Here is an 18,981-nt window from a genome sequence, read left to right on the forward strand (position 1 = left end):
GGGGCTACGGGCTGAGCAGCATCGGTCCGTAGACCTCCCGCTCGCCCTCCAGCAGCACCACCTGCTCCACGCCGTCGTCGGCCAGGCCCTCGAACTCCGCGGTGAACCACGCCTCGGCCTCGGCCTGGTCCTCGAAGGTCAGCTCCGGTCCGTCCACCTGCGTGCCGTCAGTTCTCTCGTAGCGCCAGCGGTAGCTCATGACCGCTGACGGTAGCGTCCCGGACGTGCGAACACTGGTCCTCGGCGGCGCCCGCTCCGGCAAGTCGGCGCACGCGGAGGGCGTGGTGGACGGCACCGGCCCCGTCCGGTACGTGGCCACCGCCCGCACCCCGGACGGCGACGACGACTGGGCGCAGCGGGTGGCCGTGCACCGGGCCCGTCGTCCCCCGCACTGGGAGACCGTGGAGGACGCCGACCTCGTCGCCCTCGTCTCCGCCCCGCCCGACGGGGTCCCGGTGCTGGTCGACGACCTGGGGACCTGGCTCACCGCCGAGATCGACGACGCGGGGGCCTGGTCGCTGCCGCGGGGCACCATCGCCCACCGGTGCGACGCGCTGGCCGACGCCGTGGCCACCCACTCGGGCGACCTCGTGCTCGTCACGCCGGAGGTGGGCCTGGGCGTGGTGCCCGCGACCCGCTCGGGCAGGCTGTTCCGCGACGAGATCGGCATGCTCAACGCTCGACTCGCCCAGGAGTGCGACGTCGTCGTGCTGCTGGTCGCCGGGATCCCGCTCCGCCTGCGCTGACCCCGACCAACGCCCCGCCCCGCACATCCACCCGCCCCCGCACATCCACCCGCCCCCGCACATCCACCCGCCCTGGAAGGCCCGCCCCCGTGAGCACTGACTTCGACCCCGTCGTCCCGCCCGACGCCCAGGCGCACCGCGAGGCGGTGGCCCGCCAGCTGCAGCTGACCAAGCCGGCCGGGTCCCTGGGGCGGCTGGAGGACCTCGGCGTCTGGCTCGCGGCCTGCCAGGGCGTGTGTCCGCCGAAGCCGCTGGTCCGCCCCCGCGTCGTCGTCTTCGCCGGTGACCACGGTGTCGCCGCGCACGGGGTCTCGGCCTACCCGAGCGAGGTCACCGTGCAGATGGTGGCCAACATCCTCGCCGGCGGCGCCGCGGTGAACGTGCTCGCCGAGAACGCGGGCGCCACCGTCCGGGTGGTCGACGTGGCCGTCGACGGAGACAGCCCCGCGGTGGTGGGCCACCACAAGGTCCGCCGCAGCTCCGGGCGGATCGACCGCGAGGACGCCCTGAGCCAGCTCGAGGTGGAGGCCGCGATCGCCGCCGGACGGGCGGTGGCCGACGAGGAGGTGGACACCGGCGCGGACGTGCTCGTGGTCGGTGACCTCGGCATCGGCAACACCACGCCGTCGGCCGTGCTGGTCGCGGCGCTCACCGGTACCGAGCCGGTGGCCGTGGTCGGGCGGGGCACCGGGGTGGACGACAACGGGTGGATGCGCAAGGCCGCCGTGGTCCGCGACGCGCTGCGGCGGGGCGCCCCCCTGGTGCACGACCCGGTGGCCCTGGTGCGCACGGTGGGCGGCGCCGACCTGGCCGCGATGGCCGGCTTCCTGGCCCAGGCGGCCCAGCGACGCACCCCGGTGGTCCTCGACGGGCTCGTCGTCGGCGCGGCCGCGCTGCTGGCCGAGGACATGGCCCCGGGCTCCAAGCAGTGGTGGGTGGCCGGGCACCGTTCCGCCGAGCCCGCGCACACCCTGGCCCTGGCGCACCTGGGCCTGGTGCCGCTGCTCGAGCTGGACATGCGCCTGGGCGAGGGCTCGGGCGCGGTGGCCGCGCTGCCCCTGCTGCAGGCCGCGGTGCGGGTGCTCGCGGAGATGGCCACCTTCGCCGACGCCGGGGTGGCCGGACCGGCCGACGGGGCGGACGCCGAGGACGAGGCCGCGGGACCCGAGGCCGGGTGAACCCAGGACCGTCGGCGCACCGCGGCGGCGATGCCCTCGCCCTGGCCGTGAGCTGGCTGACGGTGGTGCCCGCCCGGGTTCGGGGCGAGGTCGACCGCACCGTCGCGGCCCGCGCGATCGGGCTGGCTCCCCTGGTGGGCCTGGCGCTGGGCGGGGTGGCCGCCGGACTGCTGCGGGTCCTGGACGCGCTCGGCGCCCCAGGGCTGCTGGCCGGGATGCTCGTGGTGGGCGCCCTGGCCGTCGGCACCCGCGGGATGCACCTGGACGGGCTGGCGGACACCGTGGACGGGCTCGGCTGCTACGGCCCGCCCGAGCGCGCGCTGGCCGTGATGCGGGACGGCAGCACGGGGCCGTTCGCGGTGGTCGCGCTGGTCGTCGTCCTCGGGGCGCAGGCAGCGGCCCTCGGGACGCTGGCCGCCGACGGTCGCTGGGGCGCCGTGGTGGTCGGGGTGGCCGCCGGACGGGTCGCGCTGGGCTGGGTGTGCCGCCGCGGGGTGCCCGCCGCTCGTCCGGACGGGCTCGGTGCGCTGGTGGCCGGCACCCAGCCGGTGGTGGTGCCCGTGGGGTGGGCCCTGCTCCTGGCGCTGGCAGCGGTGGCGGCGGTGGACGGACGGGTCTGGCAGGGACCGGCGGCCGTGCTGGCGGCCGGTGCGCTGGTGGTCGTCGGCGTCCGGCACGCGGTCCGGCGGTTCGGCGGGATGACCGGGGACGTGCTGGGCGCGTGCTCGGAGGTCGCCGTCACCACGTCGCTCGTGGTGCTGGCGCTCGGCTAGACCGGTGCGCTCAGCGCACGAGCGTGGTCATCCAGCCGTGCGGGTCGGCCACGGTGCCGCGCTGGATCCCGGTGAGCGTCTCGCGGAGCATCGTGGTGACCGGACCGGTGGCCCCGCCACCCACGGTGAAGCTGCCGTCGGCGTGCTTGACGCTGCCGACCGGGGTGATGACCGCGGCCGTCCCGCAGGCGAACACCTCGCTGATCTCCCCGGAGTCCGCCTTCTTCTCCCACTCGTCGGTGGAGATCCGCCGCTCGGCCACCGCGAGCCCGGCGTCCTGCGCGAGCTGCAGCAGCGAGTCACGGGTGATGCCGGGCAGCAGCGAGCCGGACAGCTCCGGGGTGACCAGCTGGGCGCCCTCACCCTCGCCGACGACGAAGAACAGGTTCATCCCACCCATCTCCTCGACGTAGCGGCGCTCCAGCGCGTCGAGCCACACCACCTGGTCGCAGCCCTCGTCGGCCGCCTGGGCCTGCGCGAGCAGGGAGGCCGCGTAGTTGCCGGCGAACTTGGCCGCACCGGTGCCGCCCGGAGCCGCCCGCACGTACTCCGTCGACAACCAGACGCTGACCGGCCGCACGCCACCGGTGAAGTACGCGCCTGCGGGCGAGGCGATGAGCAGGTAGCGGTACTCCGTGGCCGGGCGCACCCCCAGACCGGCCTCGGTGGAGAACAGGAACGGCCGCAGGTACAGCGACTCCTCGCCCCCGGCCGCCGGCACCCAGGCACGGTCGACGTCCACCAGCTCGGCGAGCGAGCCGAGGAACAGCTCGTCGGGCATCTCCGGCATGGCCATCCGGCGGGCCGAGCTGCGGAACCGCGCGGCGTTGGCGTGCGGGCGGAACGAGCTGATGGAGCCGTCCGCCTGCCGGTAGGCCTTGAGCCCCTCGAAGATGGCCTGCCCGTAGTGCAGAACCATCGCCGCGGGGTCCAGCTCGATCGGTCCGTAGGGCACCACGCCCGCGTCGTGCCAGCCGCGCTCGACGTCCCAGCTGATGCTCACCATGTGGTCGCTGAAGTGCTTGCCGAAGCCCGGGGCGAGCAGCAGGTCGGCGAGCGAGTCGTCCGAGGTGAGGACCGGGTTGGCGGTGCGGGAGAACAGGGGCGCGCTGGTCATGCCCAGCAGGCTAGTACGGCCTCCTGCGCTGGCCTACCGGGTGTGCGCGGGCACGAACGGCGGGGCCACCACCGCGCAGCGCAGGGTCCGCCCGCGCACGTCGAGCTCGACCTCCGCGCCGGCGGTGAGCCCGGCCGAGGCGTCGAGCACCGCGAGCGCGATCCCGGTGCGCAGCGTGGGTGAGAAGGTGCCCGAGGTGGTCTCCCCGACCGGCACCCCGTCGGCGAGGACCGTCATCCCGGCCCGGGGCACGCCCCGCTCGAGGGCCTTGAGACCCCACAGCCGCCGGCGCGGTCCGTCCTGCTTCTCCGCCGTCAGCGCCTCGCGGCCCCAGAACGCCGGCTTGGCCCACCCCACGGCCCACCCCGTGCGCGCCTGCACCGGGCTGATCTGCGCGGAGAGCTCGTGCCCGTGCAGCGGGTAACCCATCTCCGTGCGCAGGGTGTCACGGGCGCCGAGACCGCACGCCTGCCCGCCCAGCGGTGCGGCGGCGTCGAGCAGGGCGCGGAACAGCGCGTCCGCCTCGGACCACCGCGGCAGCAGCTCGTAGCCGTGCTCGCCGGTGTAGCCGGTGCGGCAGACCCGGACGGGGTGGTCTCCCCACCAGGCGTCGGCGAAGGCCATGTAGTCCATCTCGTGCGGCAGGCCGAGCGCGGCCAGCACGTCCGGCGAGCGCGGTCCCTGCACGGCGATCACCCCGTGCTCGGTGTGCCGGTCGGTGACGGAGATCCCGGACGGGGCGGCGGCGGCGAGCGCGGACACCACGGCCGCGCTGTTGGCCGCGTTGGGCACCAGGAACACCTCGTCGGGCGAGACCAGGTAGGCGATGAGGTCGTCGACCACGCCCCCGGCGGTGTCGCAGCAGAGGGTGTACTGCGCCTGGCCGGTGCTGATGCGGCCGAGGTCGTTGGTCAGGCAGTCGTTGACGTAGGCCGCCGCACCCGGGCCGACCACCAGGGCCTTGCCCAGGTGCCCCACGTCGAACACGCCGACGGCCTCCCGCACGCTGGTGTGCTCGGCGACCACGCCCGCGTAGCTGATCGGCATCTCCCAGCCGCCGAACTCGGCGAACGTGGCGCCGAGCGCGACGTGCGTGCCGTGCAGGGCGCTGCGGCGCAGGACGGGGCTGGTGGTCTCCGGCGTGGGGGTGCTCACCACCGTGACGGTATCGGTCGGAAGGTGGGGTCGTCGCGATCGCTAGGCTCGCTCACGACCGGGAGACCCCCGCACCCCGAGAACCCTGGAGCCGCCACCGTGCCCGCCACCCCGCCCGTCCTGCGCCCCGCCGCACCCGAGCTCCGCCTCGTCACCTCCGTCGGCGACGTCGACGTCCTCGTCGTCGGGATCGCGAAGGCCGACACCGACTCCTCCGGGGCGACCGGGCCGGTCCTGCTGGGCGAGGACGTGCTGGACGGCACCGATCTCCTGGCCGACCTGGCGGCCGTCGGTGCCACCGGGACCGCGGGCCAGCTGACCAGGGTGCCCACCCGGGGGGCGCTGGGGGCCACCTCGGTGCTGGCCGTGGGCCTCGGCGCACTGGACGGTGAGCCGACCGACGAGCAGGTCCGGCGGGCGGCCGGGGTCGCAGCGCGCTCCCTGGCCGGGACGACCACGGCGGCCACCACCCTCTCCGGGCTCGACCTGGGTGCAGCCGTCGAGGGGTTCGTCCTCGGCAGCTACGCGTTCACCGCCTACAAGTCCGACGCCGGCACGGCCCCGGTGGCCGCGGTCGAGCTGCTCGTGCCCGACGTGGCGGCCGGCGCCACCGCGCTCACCCGCGCGAGCGCGGTGGCCCGGGCGGTCACCACCGCGCGCGAGCTGGTCAACACCCCGTCCAACGACCTGTTCCCGGCCTCGTTCGCCGAGCGCGCATCGGCCCTGGGCACCGAGGCAGGCCTCGCGGTCGAGGTGCTCGACGAGGACGCGCTGGCCGCGGGCGGCTACGGCGGGATCCTCGGGGTCGGGCAGGGCAGCTCCCGGCCGCCGCGGCTGGTCCGCCTGTCCTACTCCGGCGGCGGCACGGCGACGGTCGGCCTGGTCGGCAAGGGCATCACCTTCGACACCGGCGGCATCTCCATCAAGCCGGCCGCGGGCATGGAGGACATGACCTCCGACATGGCCGGGGCCGCCGCCGTCATCGCCACGATGGTGCTGGTCGCCGAGCTCGGACTGCCCCTGACGGTCACCGCCACCGTGCCCATGGCGGAGAACATGCCCTCGGCCACCGCCCAGCGCCCCGGCGACGTCCTCACCCAGTACGGCGGCACCACCGTCGCGGTGCTCAACACCGACGCCGAGGGCCGGCTGATCCTGGCCGACGCGATGGTGCGCGCCTGCGAGGACGGCATCGACTACCTCATCGACACCGCGACCCTGACCGGGGCGCAGGTGGTCGCGCTGGGCAACCGCACCCCGGGCGTGCTCGGCACCGACGCCTTCCGCGACCGGGTCGCCGCCATCTCCCGGTCCGTCGGCGAGGGCGGCTGGGCGATGCCGATGCCCGACGAGCTCCGCGCGGAGCTGGACTCCCCGGTGGCCGACCTGCAGAACATCACCAACAGCCGGGCGGGCGGGATGCTCGCGGCGGCGGTGTTCCTGCGGGAGTTCGTGGCCGAGGGCGTCCAGTGGGCGCACGTCGACGTGGCGGGACCCGCGTACAACACCGGCGGGGTGCACGGCTACACCGGCAAGGGCGGTACAGGGGTGCCCGTGCGCACCATGTTCGCCGTGCTCGAGGACATCGCCGCGAACGGCTGACCCCGGCTCCACCTCCGACCTTCCGCCGCCAAGTGCGGGCTTCTGGTCGTCATTTCACCCCGGATGACAGCAACAAGCCCGCACTTGGCGGAAACGGGAGGGGGTGTTCACTCCAGGTCGGCTGCGCGCCGGGCCCGCTGGCGCAGGATCCGCTCCCGCGCGTCGTGGTCGCGCATCCGCTGGGGGTACCCGGTGCGCTGCACGTCGTAGACCGGGATCTCCAGCTCCTCGCCGAGGCGGCGCGCGCCCGTCGCCCCGGCCACGCGGCGACGCGTCCACTCCCCGTCGTGGGCCACCAGCACCACCGTGTGCGCCCGCAGCGCCTCGCTCGGCTGCTCGACGAAGGCCTCGACCCCGCGGTGCTCCGAGGACCACGTCGCCAGGTGCTGCGCGTCGTCCCGGACGGCCGCGCGGGTGGCGGCGCTGGAGCGGCGTCGCAGTCGTCCCAGCACGCCCACGGCCGTCACCTCCGCACCCGCGACCGGCCCGGCGCCGCTCGTGGCCCCCGATGCTGCCACCCCTGCCCGTGCGCGAGGTGTGGACGCGCCCGACGGACCTCGGCGCCGCGTCGAGGGCCCGAGGTGGAAGGATGGTCGGCACCCGCAGAGCACACGTCCCGCACGGCCGGCGGAGCAGACCCACGAGGTCCGCCCCGCACCCCGCCGGGGGAACACGAACAGGAGATGACGTTGACCGACAGCGACCTGGTTGTCCTCGGCGGCGGCTCGGGGGGCTACGCGGCCGCACTGCGCGCCGCCCAGCTCGGCCTGACCGTCACCATGATCGAGAGCGACAAGGTGGGCGGCACCTGCCTGCACAAGGGGTGCATCCCCACCAAGGCGCTGCTGCACGCCGCCGAGGTCGCCGACAACGCGCGCCACGGTGACCAGTTCGGGGTGAAGAGCTCCCTCGAGGGCATCGACATGAGCGGCGTCAACTCCTACAAGGACGGCGTCGTCGCGAAGCTCTACAAGGGCCTGCAGGGGCTGGTGAAGTCCCGCAAGATCACCGTCGTCGAGGGCACCGGACGCTTCGTCGGCGACCGGACCGTCGAGGTCGACGGGCAGCGCTACACCGGCAGGGCGGTCGTGCTGGCCACCGGCTCGTACGCGCGCAGCCTGCCCGGCCTGGAGATCGGCGGCCGCATCATGACCAGCGAGCAGGCGCTGACCATCGACCACGTGCCCGACCGGGTCATCGTGCTCGGCGGCGGCGTCATCGGGGTCGAGTTCGCCAGCGTGTGGCGCTCCTTCGGGGCCGAGGTCACCGTCGTCGAGGCCCTGCCCCGCCTGGTGGCCGCCGAGGACGAGTGGTGCTCCAAGCAGGTCGAGCGCGCGTTCCGCAAGCGCGGCATCGCCTTCAGCGTCGGCAAGAAGTTCACCGGCGCCGAGCAGGGCGACAAGGGTGTGACGGTCACCCTCGAGGACGGCACCACGCTGGAGGCCGACCTGCTCCTCGTCGCCGTCGGCCGCGGGCCCCGCACCACCGACGTGGGCTACGAGGAGGCGGGCATCGCGATGGACCGCGGCTTCGTCCTCACCGACGAGCGGCTGCGCACCAACGTCGAGGGCGTCTACGCCGTGGGCGACATCGTGCCCGGGCTGCAGCTCGCGCACCGCGGGTTCGCCCAGGGCATCTTCGTCGCCGAGGAGCTGGCGGGGCTGAACCCCCAGGTCATCGACGAGACCGGCATCCCCCGCGTCACCTACTCCAACCCCGAGGTCGCCTCGGTCGGGCTCACCGAGGCCCAGGCCAAGGAGAAGTACGGCGAGGTCACCACCGTCGTCTACGACCTGGCCGGCAACGGCAAGAGCCAGATCCTCAAGACCGCAGGCGGAATCAAGCTCGTCCGCTCCGGCGGGGCCGGCGAGCAGGGTCCCGTGGTGGGCATCCACATGGTCGGCGAGCGGGTCGGCGAGCTCGTCGGCGAGGCGCAGCTGGTCTACAACTGGGAGGCCTACGCCGACGACGTCGCGCAGCTCATCCACGCGCACCCCACCCAGACCGAGGCCTTCGGCGAGGCGCACCTCGCCCTGGCCGGCAAGCCGCTGCACGCGCACGGCTGAGCCGGCACGACCTTCTCGACCCAGCACTGCCGGTACGCCCCCGCACACGACCGATCAGGAGTCAGACGAATGGCCTTCTCCGTCCAGATGCCAGCCCTGGGTGAGAGCGTCACCGAGGGGACCGTCACCCGGTGGCTCAAGCAGGAGGGCGACACCGTCGCCGTCGACGAGCCTCTGGTGGAGGTGTCCACCGACAAGGTCGACACCGAGATCCCCTCCCCCGTCGCCGGCACCCTGCTGGAGATCTCGGCCGCCGAGGACGAGACCGTCGAGGTCGGCGGCCAGCTCGCCGTCATCGGCGCCAAGGGCACTGGGGCCCCCGCGGCCGCACCCACCCCGGCTCCGGAGCCGGAGGAGGCGCAGCCGGCCACCGGCGGGTCCGGCACCACGGCCGAGGGCGACGACCCCGCCTCCGGGCACAGCGCCGAGGACCAGACCGCGGCGACCCCGCTCGAGGAGGAGGCCCGCGACGACGCGGCCGCCCGCGAGCAGACGACGGCGGCCGAGGAGACGAAGGCCCCCACCCCGAGCCGGCCCGAGCAGCCCGCGACGGCGGCCGACGAGGGCCGTCACCGCGGTGAGCCCGCCCCGGCGAGCGCGCCCTACGTCACCCCGCTGGTGCGCAAGCTCGCGACCGAGAAGGGCGTCGACCTGGCGTCGCTGACCGGCACGGGCGTCGGTGGGCGCATCCGCAAGCAGGACGTGGAGGCCGCGGCCGAGGCCGCCTCCACCCCGGAGCCCACCCCGGCCGCCTCCGCACCCGCCCCGGCGGCACCCGCCCCGACGGCACCCGCCGCCGACAAGGGTGTGCGGCCCGAGCTCCAGGCGCTGCGCGGCACCACCCAGAAGGCCAGCCGCATCCGGCAGATCACGGCCACCAAGACGCGGGAGTCGCTGCAGACCACCGCGCAGCTCACCCAGACCTTCGAGGTCGACATGAGCCGGGTGGCCGCGCTGCGCACCCGGGCCAAGGCGCAGTTCAGCGCGCAGGAGGGCGTCAACCTGACGTTCCTGCCGTTCTTCGCCAAGGCCGTGGTCGAGGCGCTGAAGGCGCACCCGAACGTGAACGCCTCCTACGACGAAGGGGCGAAGGAGATCACCTACCACGGGTCCGTGCACCTGGCGATCGCCGTGGACACCCCCGCCGGCCTGCTCTCGCCGGTCATCAAGAACGCCGGTGACCTCTCGCTGGCCGGCCTGGCCCGGGCGATCGCGGACCTCGCGGCGCGCTCGCGGAGCAACGGTCTCAAGCCCGACGAGCTCTCCGGCGGCACGTTCACCATCACCAACATCGGTAGCCAGGGGGCTCTGTTCGACACCCCGATCCTGGTGCCGCCGCAGGCGGCGATGCTCGGCACGGGCGCGATCGTCAAGCGTCCCGTGGTGGTCTCCGACGCCCTGGGCGGCGACACCATCGCCGTGCGCTCCATGTGCTACCTGCCGATGACCTACGACCACCGCCTGGTGGACGGGGCCGACGCAGGCCGCTTCCTCACCACGCTGAAGCACCGCCTCGAAGAGGCGGCCTTCGAGGCGGACCTCGGCCTCTAGGCGGTCCCCGGCACCCTCGTCGGCCGACGGCGGCCGGTGACGACCAGCACCACCACGACCGGCCGGGACGAGCACTCGTCCCGGCCGGTCGGCCCTCCCGGCTCGCCCCCGCACCCGTGAAGGGACACGATCACCCCATGCGCATCGTCGTCGCCGGCTCCTCCGGCATGATCGGCACAGCCCTGGTCGCCTCGCTCCGTGCCCACGACCACGAGGTGGTGCGCCTGGTGCGCCGCGCACCGGCCGGGCCCGACGAGCGGCAGTGGGATCCCGCCAGCGGTGCCCTCGACGCCGAGGCCCTAGACGGCGCCGGCGCCGTGGTGAACCTCTGCGGGGTCGGCATCGGCGACAAGCGCTGGACCGGCGCCTACAAGCAGGCCGTGCGCGACAGCCGCATGGGTCCCACCGACGTGCTCGCTCGCGAGGTGGTCGCACGCGGCGTGCCGACCCTGGTCAACGCCAGCGCGGTGGGCTACTACGGCGACACCGGTGCCACCGAGGTCGACGAGACCGCCCCGGCCGGGTCCGGCTTCCTCGCCGAGGTGTGCCGGGACTGGGAGGCCGCCACGGCCCCGGCCAGCGAGGGCGGCGTCCGGGTGGTGACCCTGCGCACGGGCCTGGTGCTCTCCCCGGCCGGCGGACTGCTCAGCCGGCTGAAGCCGATCTACTCCCTGGCGCTGGGCGGGCGGCTCGGCTCGGGTCGCCAGTACTACCCGTGGATCTCGCTGACCGACGAGGTGGCAGCCATCCGCTTCGTCATCGAGCACGACGACATCTCCGGCCCGGTGAACCTGACCGGTCCCGCCCCGGTGACCAACGCCGAGTTCAGCCGCGCGCTCGGATCGGCCCTCGGCCGGCCGGCCCCCTGGGTGGTGCCCGGCTTCGCCATCAAGCTCGTGATCGGCGAGTTCGCCGAGGAGGGCGTCCTGGAGGGCCAGCGCGCCGTGCCCGCCAAGCTGGAGGCCCACGGGTTCACCTTCACCCACCGATCGGTGGGCGAGGCGATGAGCGCCGCCGTCGGAGGCTGAGCCCCGTGGCCGTCCTGGACGCCGACGTCCTCGTCGTGGGCGCCGGGCTCGCCGGGCTGGTGTGCGCGAAGCACCTCCAGCTCGCCGGGCACGAGGTGGTTGTCCTCGAGGCGGGCGACGTGGCCGGTGGGCGCGTCGCCACCGACACGGTGGACGGGTTCACCCTCGACCGCGGCTTCCAGGTGCTCAACACCGCCTACCCGGCGCTGCGTCGCGAGGTGCACCTGCCCGACCTCGACCTGTGCACCTTCACCCCCGGTGCGGCCGTGCGCGCCGAGGACGGGGGGCTGCACACCTTCGTCAACCCGCTGCGCCAGCCGTGGACCGCGCCCGCCACCGTGGCCGACCGGTTGCTGCCCCGCGCCGACGAGCTGCGCCTGGTCCGCTGGACGGCTGGGATCGTGCTGCGCAGCGGACGAGCTGCCCTGCGGCGCCCCGACGTCCCCACCGCGCGGGCTCTCGCGGACGCAGGTCTCGACGGCCCGGTGCTGGAGCGGTTCCTGCGGCCGTTCCTGGCCGGGGTGCTCCTGGAGCGCGACCTGGACACGGCCGCCCTCTTCACCGCGCTGGTCTGGCGCACGTTCGTGCTCGGGACGGTCGCCGTGCCCGCACGGGGGATGGCCGCTCTGCCCGCGCACCTCCTCACCCAGCTGCGGCCCGGGACCGTGCGGCTGGGGGTGGCCGCCGAGGCCGTCACCGGCACCACCGTGCGCACCACCGACGGCACGCTCACCGCCCGTTCCGTCGTGGTGGCCACCGACCCCGGCACCGCCGCCCGGCTGGTGCCCGCCGTGCCTGCGCCCCGGATGCGGGCCGTCACCACGACCTACCACGTCACCGAGGACGCCCCGGACACCCGGCCGCTGCTGCGGCTGGACGGCACCGGCGGACCGCTGCTGAACAGCGTGGTCCTCACCGCGGCCGCCCCCAGCTACTCCCCCGACCACCGGGCGCTGGTCTCCACCTCCGCGCTCGGTTCGGCCGCTGACGTGCCCGAACCGGTGGTGCGCCGCGAGCTGGCCCGGGTGTGGGGGGTGGACACCTCGCACTGGCAGCACCTGCACACCAGCGAGGTGCCCGCGGCCCTGCCCGCGCTCACCGCACCGACCGCCGCCGGGCTGCGCGCACCGGTGGACCTCGGCGACGGGCTGCACGTCGCCGGCGACCACCGCGACACCCCCTCGCTGCAGGGGGCGATGGCCAGCGGACGACGCACGGCCCGCTCGGTGGACCACGGGCTCCGGCGCTGACCCACCGCCGGCGCCGCCGTGACCGGGACCCGGGCGTAGCGTCGTGCGCCATGAGCTCCCCGACGCGCTCCGCACGACGCAGCCACGACCCGGTGCAGGTGACCGAGCTGGGGCTCACCGACTACGCCGAGGCGCTCGCCCTGCAGCGCGCCCACGCCACCGCCCGGGCCGACGGCAGCGGGCCGGACGCCTTCCTGCTGCTCGAGCACCCCCCCACCTACACCGCCGGTCGGCGCACGGCGGCCGACGAGCGGCCCACCGACGGCACACCGGTGGTCGACGTCGACCGTGGCGGCAAGATCACCTGGCACGGTCCCGGCCAGCTCGTGGGCTACCCGATCATCGCCCTCGCCGACCCGGTGGACGTCGTGGACTACGTCCGCCGCCTCGAGCAGGCGCTCATCGAGGTCTGCGACGGCCTGGGGCTGGTCACCGGACGCGTCGACGGCCGCTCCGGGGTGTGGCTCGCCGCCTCGCACGGTCGCCCCGAGCGCAAGGTGGCGGCCATCGGCGTCCGGGTGCAGCGCGGCGTCACCCTGCACGGCTTCGCGCTGAACTGCGATCCGGACCTCACCGCGTTCGACGCGATCGTGCCCTGCGGGATCGCGGACGCCGGCGTCACCTCGCTGAGCCGTGAGCTCGGTCGCGACGTCCGGACCGCCGACGTGCTGGGCACGGTGCGCTCGGCCGTGCTCGAGGCGCTGGAGGGAACCCGCCCCGTCACCGACCGCGAGCTGGTCCGCGAGGAGCTGCCGGCGGGGCTGGACCTGCGGCTCGACCCGCGCCTGACCACGGGATCCCTGCGCGGCTGAGCCCCCGCCGGCCGCACCCCGGCGGCCACCGCTCGATCCGTTCGGCGCCGCGACCTCGGGCACAGTGGACCCATGAGCTCCTGGACCGCCGCAGACATCCCCGACCAGTCCGGCCGCACCGCACTGGTCACCGGGGCCACGAGCGGCCTCGGCCTGGTCACCGCCACCGAGCTGGCCCGCCACGGAGCCCGGGTGCTGATCGGCAGCCGCAACCCCGAGAAGGGGGCCGCGGCCCTCGCGACGGTGCGGGCGTCGGCGGGCGGACCCGAGCCGGAGCTGCTCACCCTCGACCTCGCCGACCTGGTCTCGGTCCGGGCCGCCGCCACCGAGGTCCGCGAGCGCCACGGCGACCGCCTCGACCTGCTGGTGAACAACGCCGGGCTCATGGCACCCCCCCTGCGGCTGACCGTGGACGGGTTCGAGAGCCAGTGGGGCACCAACCACCTGGGCCACGCCGCGCTGACCTGGCTGCTCTACCCGGCGCTGGCCACCAGCGACGGCTCGCGGGTGGTCACCGTCTCCAGCCTCGCCCACAAGCAGGGCCAGATCGTCCCCACCGAGCTCGACGCCGCCAGCCGGGGGGCGGGGTACACCCCGTGGTCGGCCTACGGCCGCTCCAAGCTCGCGAACCTGCTGTTCGCCCACGAGCTGCACCTGCGCCTGCGCATCGACGACCCCGGCACGCTCAGCGTCGCCGCGCACCCGGGGTTGAGCTCGACCGGACTCGTCCCGGCGATGATGTCCTCGGCCCCCCCGATCGCCCGCACGGTCGCCGGGACCGCAGTGAGGGTGCTGGGGCAGTCGGCGGCCCGGGGTGCCCTGCCCCAGCTGTACGCCGCCACCGCCCCCGACGTGGTCAGCGGACGCTTCTACGGACCCTCCGGTCCCGGTCAGTGGCGCGGTGGGCCCACGGTGGTGCAGCCCAACGACCTGGCCCAGGACGAGCGGCTCGCCAAGGTCGTCTGGGCGCTCACCGCCGAGCAGACCGGGGTCGACCCGATGCCCAGCCACGTGCACCCCTCGGGGCCCTCCAACCACGTCGCCCACGGCTGAGCAGCACCGGGGACGGAGCGTAAAGTCACGGCAGTGACCATCGCACCTGAAGGACGCAAGCTCCTCCGCCTGGAGGTCCGCAACGCGGAGACCCCGATCGAGCGCAAGCCCGGCTGGATCAAGACCACGGCGAAGATGGGTCCGCAGTTCACCGAGCTGAAGGCCCTGGTCAAGCGCGAGGGCCTGCACACGGTGTGCGAGGAGGCGGGCTGCCCCAACATCTACGAGTGCTGGGAGGACCGTGAGGCCACCTTCCTCATCGGTGGCGAGCAGTGCACGCGTCGCTGCGACTTCTGCCAGATCGACACCGGCAAGCCCGACGAGCTCGACCGCGACGAGCCGCGGCGGGTGGCGGAGTCGGTCCAGGCGATGGGCCTGCGCTACTCGACGGTGACCGGGGTGGCCCGTGACGACCTCGACGACGGCGGGGCGTGGCTCTACGCGGAGACCGTGCGCCGCATCCACGACCTCAACCCGGGCACGGGTGTCGAGCTCCTCATCCCCGACTTCAACGCCGTCCCCGAGCAGCTCGCCGAGGTGTTCGCGTCCCGGCCGGAGGTGCTCGCACACAACGTGGAGACCGTGCCGCGCATCTTCAAGCGGATCCGCCCGGCCTTCCGCTACCAGCGCAGCCTCGACGTGATCACCGCAGCCCGGCAGGACGGTCTCGTCACCAAGTCCAACCTCATCCTCGGCATGGGCGAGACGCCGGAGGAGATCGGTGAGGCGCTGGCCGACCTGCACGACGCCGGCTGCGAGATCATCACCATCACCCAGTACCTGCGCCCGAGCCCCCGCCACCACCCGGTGGACCGCTGGGTCAAGCCGGAGGAGTTCGTCGCGCACAGCGACTTCGCCACCGAGCTCGGCTTCGCCGGGGTGATGGCCGGTCCCCTGGTGCGCTCCTCCTACCGTGCCGGCCGGTTGTTCACCCAGGCCCTGGCCCACCGGGGCGAGACCGTGCCGGAGAACCTGAGCCACCTGGCCCAGGCCGGTACCGCGACCCAGGAGGCCAGCTCGGTGCTGGCGCGCCTGGCTCCGTCCGTCTAGGACGTATCCTCACCAACCATGGCGAAGGTCGAGCTGAGCAAGGCGGACAAGAAGGCGGCGCGCACCGCCAAGCGGGCGGCGTCCAAGGAACGGCGCGCCCAGTTCTGGCAGGCGTTCCAGATGCAGCGCAAGGACGACAAGGCGCTCATCCCCATCCTGGTCGGCACCGTCGTCGCCACGGCCCTCGTGTTCTTCCTCCTGGGCCTGTTCTTCGGCGCGCAGTGGTACTCGCTGCCCCTCGGCGTCGTCGTCGGCGTGCTCCTGGGTGTGATCATCTTCGGCCGCCGCCTGCAGCGCAGCGTCTACTCCAAGGCCGACGGGCAGCCGGGCGCGGCCGGGTGGGCGCTGGAGAACATGCGCGGGTCCTGGCGGGTCACCCAGGCCGTGGCGGGCAACACCCAGCTCGACGCGGTGCACCGGGTGCTCGGCCGCCCCGGCGTGATCCTCGTCGCCGAAGGTGCCCCCACCCGGGTGAAGGGCCTGCTCGCGCAGGAGAAGAAGAAGGTCGCCCGTCTCGTCGGCGACACCCCCATCTACGACGTGGTGGTCGGCAACGAGGAGGGCCAGGTCACCCTGGCCAAGCTGCAGCGCCACCTCACCAAGCTGCCGCGCAACATCGACAGCAAGCGGATGGACTCCCTCGACTCCCGGCTCGCCGCCATCAGCTCGCGGTCCGGTGGGGCGGCGATGCCCAAGGGCCCCGTGCCTGCGGGGGCCAAGACGCGCAGCGTGCAGCGCAGCGTCAAGCGTCGCTGACCGCACGACGGAGGCCCACCCCGCCGTGGTCGCGCTGCCCCGCGTGGTCGTGCTGACCGCGCACCCCGACGACGTCCGCCGGGTGGAGCACCCGCCCGACGTCCGGCTGCTCGTGGTCGCGGACGCGGAGCACGTGGACCTGCTGCGCGCCGTGCACGGTGAGGTGGGCGCCGAGGTCCCCGCGCACGGCGGGGCCGTGCTCGCCGTGCGGGGTCCGGTGGGACTCGCGGCGGCGGGGTGGACCGAGGTGGAGCACGGCACGAGCGAGCTCGTGGGGGTCGTCACCGTCGGGCCCGAGCGCCGGCGCGGGCTCGGTGCACTGGTGGTGGGTGCCGCCGCCAACGCCGCGGCCCTGGCGGGCGCCGACCTGCTGTGGCTGCGCACGCAGGACGCCGGCGCACTGAAGCTCTACCGCTCGCTGGGCTTCGAACCGACCGGGGCCCGGCCCGGGCAGTGGCCCTAGCGCGAGCGGATCACGGCGGTCTGGGTGGCCCGGTCCTGCAGGCCGCGACCGTCGAGGTCCCAGATCACCGGCGGCACCACGAGGAACACCAGCACCACGCGGGCGACGGACCGCAGCACGCCCACCGGGACGGTCTCGTCGACCCGAGCGACCCCGATGCCGAGGGCGAGCTGGCCGGGCGTGGTGCCGAACACGGCCACCGCGATCGCGCCGACGACGGCCCACACCACCAGTCCCCAGCTGCCCGGGCTGGCCGGCGCGGTGACCACGCTCGCCACCACCAGGGCAAGCAACCAGTCCACCGTGATCGCGGCCACCCGACGGCCCGTACCCGCGATCGAGCCCGGTCCGTGCTGGGGGAGGCCGAGGCGCTCACCGCGGTAGCGCACCTCCGTGCCGTCGGAGTCCCGCGGCAGTGCCGCCCCGGGACCCGACAGCCACGACCCCGTCATCCTCGCCATGCCCCGAGGATAGGTGCACCCGTCGGCATCGGCCCGGGACCGGTCCGGTCGCGCCCCGGGACCAGCCCGGACGCGACCCGTGAAACACTGTCGAAACATCAGGGTGACGGCTGGGCAACACCGCCTCCCTAGGTTCGCCGACGATGACTGCGCAGCGCCCGACGCTGCCCAGGACCGGACGAAGGAGTCGATGCTGGTGTTCACCAATTCCGACGAAGCCCTGAAGTACATCGCGGACGAGGGTGTCGAGTACGTCGACATCCGCTTCTGCGACCTCCCGGGGGTCATGCAGCACTTCAGCGTGCCGGCCAAGGCCTTCACGCAGGACGTGTTCGACGACGGCCTCGCCTTCGACGGCTCGTCCGTGCGCGGCTTCCAGTCGATCCACGAGTCGGACATGATGCTGCTGCCCGACATCACCACCGCGCGCCTGGACCCGTTCCGCGCCGCGAAGACCCTGAACGTCAACTTCTTCGTGCACGACCCCTTCACCAAGGAGTCCTACAGCCGCGATCCCCGCAACGTCGCGCGCAAGGCCGAGGAGTACCTCGTCAGCACCGGTGTCGCCGACACCGCGTTCTTCGGCGCCGAGGCGGAGTTCTACATCTTCGACTCCGTCCGCTTCGGCTCCACCGCCAACGGCACGTCCTACGAGGTCGACTCCGAGGCCGGCTGGTGGAACACGAACAAGGCCTTCGAGGACGACGGCAGCCCGAACCTCGGCTACAAGGTCCGCTACAAGGGCGGGTACTTCCCCGTCGCCCCCTACGACCACTTCGTCGACCTGCGCGACGACATCGCGACCAACCTGCAGAACGCGGGCTTCGTGCTCGAGCGCGGGCACAGCGAGGTGGGTTCGGGCGGCCAGGCGGAGATCAACTACAAGTTCAACACCTTGCTGGGCGCGGCCGACGACCTGCTGCTGTTCAAGTACATCGTGAAGAACACGGCCTGGGCGGCGGGCAAGACCGTCACGTTCATGCCCAAGCCGCTGTTCGGCGACAACGGCTCGGGCATGCACTGCCACCAGTCGCTGTGGAAGGACGGCAAGCCGCTGTTCCACGACGAGGCCGGGTACGCGGGCCTGTCCGACATGGCCCGGCACTACATCGGCGGCATCCTGCACCACGCCCCGAGCCTGCTGGCCTTCACCAACCCGACGGTGAACTCCTACCACCGCCTGGTGCCGGGCTACGAGGCCCCCATCAACCTCGTGTACTCCCAGCGCAACCGCTCCGCGGCGGTCCGCATCCCGATCACGGGCAACAACCCCAAGGCCAAGCGCCTGGAGTTCCGCGCGCCGGACTCCTCCGGCAACCCCTACCTGACCTTCGCCGCCCAGCTCATGGCGGGCCTGGACGGGATCAAGAACAAGATCGAGCCGGCGGCCCCGGTGGACAAGGACCTCTACGAGCTGCCGCCCGAGGAGGCCAAGAACATCCCGCAGGCCCCGGCCTCGCTCGGTGAGGTCATCGACCGGCTCGAGGCCGACCACGACTACCTGCTCGCGGGCGGCGTGTTCACCCCGGACCTCATCGAGACCTGGATCGACATCAAGCGCAACGGGGAGATCGACCCCATCCGGCTGCGCCCGCACCCGTACGAGTTCGCCCTCTACTACGACTGCTGAGTCCCGGGTCGTCCGGCGGCCCCGCTCCCCCGCACACCACGGGGGGCGGGGCCGCCGCCGTGTGCGGGCGAGCGGGGCCTCCTGGGGTGCCGGCCCGGCGACTCCCGGGCCGCCCGGGCGCAGGCCTACGGGGACCCGGTGGTGCGGCCGTCGCTCACCCTGCTCTGCGGCGAGAGCACCGACGGGCTCGGTCCCGACCTGCAGGGACTGGCCGACGCCCACCCCTTCCACCCCACCGCGGTCGGCTCGCTGCGCATCGCCGCCGCCGTGGCGGCCGCGATGGGCTGACC

General features: G+C 74.1%; 20 protein-coding genes. 15 read left to right on the forward strand and 5 right to left on the reverse strand.

Annotation, left to right across the window (positions count from 1 at the left end; genetic code table 11):
- Nucleotides 1-4: 4 nt before the first annotated feature.
- Entirely contained in the window at nucleotides 5-199 is a 195-nt protein-coding gene (locus RHODO2019_RS10155; protein WP_265381689.1) for a hypothetical protein, read from the reverse strand.
- Here RHODO2019_RS10155 and RHODO2019_RS10160 point away from each other — a divergent pair.
- The 3 genes from RHODO2019_RS10160 (at nucleotide 198) to RHODO2019_RS10170 (ending at nucleotide 2,697) form a co-directional block, all read left to right on the forward strand.
- Nucleotides 198-746, forward strand: coding sequence for a bifunctional adenosylcobinamide kinase/adenosylcobinamide-phosphate guanylyltransferase (locus RHODO2019_RS10160; RefSeq protein WP_265381690.1), 549 nt, complete (start codon nucleotides 198-200; stop codon nucleotides 744-746). The two genes, RHODO2019_RS10155 and RHODO2019_RS10160, sit on opposite strands and share 2 nt — an antisense overlap.
- Before the next feature lie 89 nt (nucleotides 747-835).
- Nucleotides 836-1,924, forward strand: coding sequence for a nicotinate-nucleotide--dimethylbenzimidazole phosphoribosyltransferase (gene cobT, locus RHODO2019_RS10165; protein ID WP_265381691.1), 1,089 nt, complete (start codon nucleotides 836-838; stop codon nucleotides 1,922-1,924).
- The gene (locus RHODO2019_RS10170; protein WP_265381692.1) at nucleotides 1,921-2,697 is read left to right on the forward strand and encodes an adenosylcobinamide-GDP ribazoletransferase; all 777 of its coding nucleotides are present in this window, start codon (nucleotides 1,921-1,923) and stop codon (nucleotides 2,695-2,697) included. The genes cobT and RHODO2019_RS10170 overlap by 4 nt, the downstream gene beginning before the upstream one ends.
- A 10-nt stretch (nucleotides 2,698-2,707) precedes the next feature.
- On the opposite strand, the gene RHODO2019_RS10175 is transcribed toward RHODO2019_RS10170, so the two are convergent.
- Together RHODO2019_RS10175 and gcvT are read right to left on the reverse strand one after the other, a co-directional pair.
- Nucleotides 2,708-3,814, reverse strand: a complete 1,107-nt coding sequence (locus RHODO2019_RS10175) for a branched-chain amino acid aminotransferase (protein ID WP_265381693.1) — start codon at nucleotides 3,812-3,814, stop codon at nucleotides 2,708-2,710.
- Between the two features lie 33 nt (nucleotides 3,815-3,847).
- The gene (gene gcvT, locus RHODO2019_RS10180) at nucleotides 3,848-4,933 is read right to left on the reverse strand and encodes a glycine cleavage system aminomethyltransferase GcvT (RefSeq protein ID WP_265384725.1); all 1,086 of its coding nucleotides are present in this window, start codon (nucleotides 4,931-4,933) and stop codon (nucleotides 3,848-3,850) included.
- A 135-nt stretch (nucleotides 4,934-5,068) separates the two neighbouring features.
- Here gcvT and RHODO2019_RS10185 point away from each other — a divergent pair, with 135 nt between their 5' ends.
- Nucleotides 5,069-6,571, forward strand: a complete 1,503-nt coding sequence (locus RHODO2019_RS10185) for a leucyl aminopeptidase (RefSeq protein ID WP_265381694.1) — start codon at nucleotides 5,069-5,071, stop codon at nucleotides 6,569-6,571.
- Nucleotides 6,572-6,678: 107 nt separating this feature from the next.
- On the opposite strand, the gene RHODO2019_RS10190 is transcribed toward RHODO2019_RS10185, so the two are convergent.
- The gene (locus tag RHODO2019_RS10190) at nucleotides 6,679-7,029 is read right to left on the reverse strand and encodes an oxidoreductase (protein WP_265384726.1); all 351 of its coding nucleotides are present in this window, start codon (nucleotides 7,027-7,029) and stop codon (nucleotides 6,679-6,681) included.
- 225 nt (nucleotides 7,030-7,254) lie between these two features.
- Here RHODO2019_RS10190 and lpdA point away from each other — a divergent pair, with 225 nt between their 5' ends.
- The 9 genes from lpdA to RHODO2019_RS10235 all read left to right on the forward strand — a co-directional run bounded on the left by lpdA (nucleotide 7,255) and on the right by RHODO2019_RS10235 (nucleotide 16,600).
- On the forward strand, nucleotides 7,255-8,637 hold the full coding sequence (lpdA, locus tag RHODO2019_RS10195; protein WP_265381695.1) for a dihydrolipoyl dehydrogenase: 1,383 nt from the start codon (nucleotides 7,255-7,257) through the stop codon (nucleotides 8,635-8,637).
- Between the two features lie 69 nt (nucleotides 8,638-8,706).
- A complete protein-coding gene (sucB, locus tag RHODO2019_RS10200; protein ID WP_265381696.1) occupies nucleotides 8,707-10,188 on the forward strand; it encodes a 2-oxoglutarate dehydrogenase, E2 component, dihydrolipoamide succinyltransferase in 1,482 nt (493 codons plus the stop codon).
- Between the two features lie 137 nt (nucleotides 10,189-10,325).
- The gene (locus RHODO2019_RS10205) at nucleotides 10,326-11,216 is read left to right on the forward strand and encodes a TIGR01777 family oxidoreductase (RefSeq protein WP_265381697.1); all 891 of its coding nucleotides are present in this window, start codon (nucleotides 10,326-10,328) and stop codon (nucleotides 11,214-11,216) included.
- A gap of 5 nt (nucleotides 11,217-11,221) precedes the next feature.
- Nucleotides 11,222-12,466: an NAD(P)/FAD-dependent oxidoreductase gene (locus RHODO2019_RS10210; protein ID WP_265381698.1), complete on the forward strand. Its 1,245-nt coding sequence runs from the start codon at nucleotides 11,222-11,224 to the stop codon at nucleotides 12,464-12,466.
- A 50-nt stretch (nucleotides 12,467-12,516) separates the two neighbouring features.
- Complete coding sequence (lipB, locus tag RHODO2019_RS10215; RefSeq protein WP_265381699.1) at nucleotides 12,517-13,278, forward strand: lipoyl(octanoyl) transferase LipB; 762 nt, start codon at nucleotides 12,517-12,519, stop codon at nucleotides 13,276-13,278.
- A gap of 72 nt (nucleotides 13,279-13,350) precedes the next feature.
- Nucleotides 13,351-14,331, forward strand: coding sequence for an oxidoreductase (locus RHODO2019_RS10220; RefSeq protein WP_265381700.1), 981 nt, complete (start codon nucleotides 13,351-13,353; stop codon nucleotides 14,329-14,331).
- A 33-nt stretch (nucleotides 14,332-14,364) separates the two neighbouring features.
- Nucleotides 14,365-15,381, forward strand: coding sequence for a lipoyl synthase (gene lipA, locus RHODO2019_RS10225; protein WP_265381701.1), 1,017 nt, complete (start codon nucleotides 14,365-14,367; stop codon nucleotides 15,379-15,381).
- Nucleotides 15,382-15,399: 18 nt separating this feature from the next.
- Nucleotides 15,400-16,137 carry a DUF4191 domain-containing protein gene (locus RHODO2019_RS10230; RefSeq protein WP_265381702.1) on the forward strand — a complete coding sequence of 246 codons (738 nt, stop codon included), beginning with the start codon at nucleotides 15,400-15,402 and terminating at the stop codon, nucleotides 16,135-16,137.
- Nucleotides 16,138-16,162: 25 nt separating this feature from the next.
- Nucleotides 16,163-16,600, forward strand: coding sequence for a GNAT family N-acetyltransferase (locus RHODO2019_RS10235; RefSeq protein WP_265381703.1), 438 nt, complete (start codon nucleotides 16,163-16,165; stop codon nucleotides 16,598-16,600).
- Here the strand turns inward: RHODO2019_RS10235 and RHODO2019_RS10240 are convergent.
- Nucleotides 16,597-17,061 (reverse strand): RDD family protein, encoded by a 465-nt coding sequence (locus RHODO2019_RS10240; RefSeq protein ID WP_265381704.1) that lies wholly within the window; start codon nucleotides 17,059-17,061, stop codon nucleotides 16,597-16,599. The genes RHODO2019_RS10235 and RHODO2019_RS10240 overlap by 4 nt on opposite strands.
- Nucleotides 17,062-17,251: 190 nt before the next feature.
- On the opposite strand from RHODO2019_RS10240, the gene glnA reads away from it, so the two are divergent.
- Both glnA and RHODO2019_RS10250 read left to right on the forward strand, forming a co-directional pair.
- The gene (glnA, locus tag RHODO2019_RS10245) at nucleotides 17,252-18,691 is read left to right on the forward strand and encodes a type I glutamate--ammonia ligase (protein ID WP_435532110.1); all 1,440 of its coding nucleotides are present in this window, start codon (nucleotides 17,252-17,254) and stop codon (nucleotides 18,689-18,691) included.
- 138 nt (nucleotides 18,692-18,829) lie between these two features.
- Entirely contained in the window at nucleotides 18,830-18,979 is a 150-nt protein-coding gene (locus RHODO2019_RS10250) for a hypothetical protein (RefSeq protein ID WP_265381705.1), read from the forward strand.
- Nucleotides 18,980-18,981: the final 2 nt, after the last annotated feature.

The sequence above is a fragment of the Rhodococcus antarcticus genome (assembly GCF_026153295.1).
Taxonomy (GTDB): domain Bacteria; phylum Actinomycetota; class Actinomycetes; order Mycobacteriales; family Mycobacteriaceae; genus Rhodococcus_D; species Rhodococcus_D antarcticus.

Excerpts from the sequence above, each read along its gene's own strand:
- RHODO2019_RS10160 (WP_265381690.1), top strand. The coding sequence starts at position 198 with ATGACCGCTGACGGTAGCGTCCCGGACGTGCGAACACTGGTCCTCGGC.
- RHODO2019_RS10155 (WP_265381689.1), bottom strand. The coding sequence starts at position 199 with ATGAGCTACCGCTGGCGCTACGAGAGAACTGACGGCACGCAGGTGGAC.
- RHODO2019_RS10175 (WP_265381693.1), bottom strand. The coding sequence starts at position 3,814 with ATGACCAGCGCGCCCCTGTTCTCCCGCACCGCCAACCCGGTCCTCACC.
- lpdA (WP_265381695.1), top strand. The coding sequence starts at position 7,255 with ATGACGTTGACCGACAGCGACCTGGTTGTCCTCGGCGGCGGCTCGGGG.
- sucB (WP_265381696.1), top strand. The coding sequence starts at position 8,707 with ATGGCCTTCTCCGTCCAGATGCCAGCCCTGGGTGAGAGCGTCACCGAG.
- RHODO2019_RS10205 (WP_265381697.1), top strand. The coding sequence starts at position 10,326 with ATGCGCATCGTCGTCGCCGGCTCCTCCGGCATGATCGGCACAGCCCTG.
- lipB (WP_265381699.1), top strand. The coding sequence starts at position 12,517 with ATGAGCTCCCCGACGCGCTCCGCACGACGCAGCCACGACCCGGTGCAG.
- RHODO2019_RS10220 (WP_265381700.1), top strand. The coding sequence starts at position 13,351 with ATGAGCTCCTGGACCGCCGCAGACATCCCCGACCAGTCCGGCCGCACC.
- RHODO2019_RS10230 (WP_265381702.1), top strand. The coding sequence starts at position 15,400 with ATGGCGAAGGTCGAGCTGAGCAAGGCGGACAAGAAGGCGGCGCGCACC.
- RHODO2019_RS10240 (WP_265381704.1), bottom strand. The coding sequence starts at position 17,061 with ATGGCGAGGATGACGGGGTCGTGGCTGTCGGGTCCCGGGGCGGCACTG.
- glnA (WP_435532110.1), top strand. The coding sequence starts at position 17,252 with ATGCTGGTGTTCACCAATTCCGACGAAGCCCTGAAGTACATCGCGGAC.